Genomic DNA, 1089 nt, shown 5'->3' on the forward strand with positions numbered 1-1089 from the left:
TCTTAAACAGATTGTTATGTACCGCCTCAAAACAAGGCACTTTCAATTTGGAACCACTGCTCCATAAAAGGGATAAAGTCCCTTTGAGGTATGAACTTCTGTGCCGCTGTATTATTTTTTAAAAATACTTCCTCCAAAGCCCACACATGGTGGTCGGCGTAAACAGCCCACGCCTTTGCTCCATCGTTAAGCTCTAATCGGGATAGAGGCTTGACAGACAGATAGCCTTTTAATAAAGCTAATGACCTATGAAGCTCCAAATCGAACATATACATGCATGCTCTCGCCAACTCATAACCAGGAGGCATGTTTTGCACTAAATCCCAGTCGATCACATCGCTTACTGTGCAATTAGAATCAAAAAAGACATTGAAATGATGAAAGTCGCCGTGGATTAATTGCCTGCTTGTTAACGGGGTATATGAGTGCGTAGCTTCTGAGCTAGCTAGATAATCACGCTGTTGTTTTACTCTTCGTAGCACCGAGTTATTCATATCAAATTCACTATTTGTTTCAATAGCAGCGACTATTTTTTGTAGTCTATCGACCCAAGCACTTTTATCCCAAGAAAGCTCAATTGTTGGAAAGTCGTTTCCAACCTCGGAAGCGAGTTGAACATGCAGGTCAGCAAGGGCTTTTCCCAACTGAAAAGCATGAAACTCAGACAGAGCACTTTTTTCGATTAACGTTCCTTTTGCTTCAGGAAATAGAGCATAAAACTCATCACCTATTTTACAAAAGGAGTGGTGATCGCGCGTCAAAACAGGGGCAATTATAGTATTCAAATTTTGCGATAACTTTCTCAGCAGCTCATGTTCTAACTTGATCTTAGCAACATTGCGAACACTATATTTTCTAAGATAATAAGTCTCTGAGGATTGGATACGAAAAACATGATTCGTCGCACCAGCTGATTGACGTTTTATACTAGCGCCAGCACCAATCTGACTCCAGTTTTCACCAACCTTACGAACAAAATCACTCATAATTCCAGTTACCCCTTAGGTACATAACGCCGCATTAAGGGGTGAACAACGCCACCACTTAACCTAAACCATTGTGCCGTAAACACTTAAGCTAATTCAAACC

General features: G+C 41.0%; 1 protein-coding gene. It reads right to left on the reverse strand.

Annotation, left to right across the window (positions count from 1 at the left end):
- Positions 1-26: 26 nt before the first annotated feature.
- Complete coding sequence (locus KJB35_RS28175; protein WP_042524270.1) at positions 27-986, reverse strand: phosphotransferase; 960 nt, start codon at positions 984-986, stop codon at positions 27-29.
- Between the last annotated feature and the right edge of the window lie 103 nt (positions 987-1089).

The organism is Vibrio sp. D431a, assembly GCF_030248655.1.
GTDB lineage: Bacteria > Pseudomonadota > Gammaproteobacteria > Enterobacterales > Vibrionaceae > Vibrio > Vibrio alginolyticus.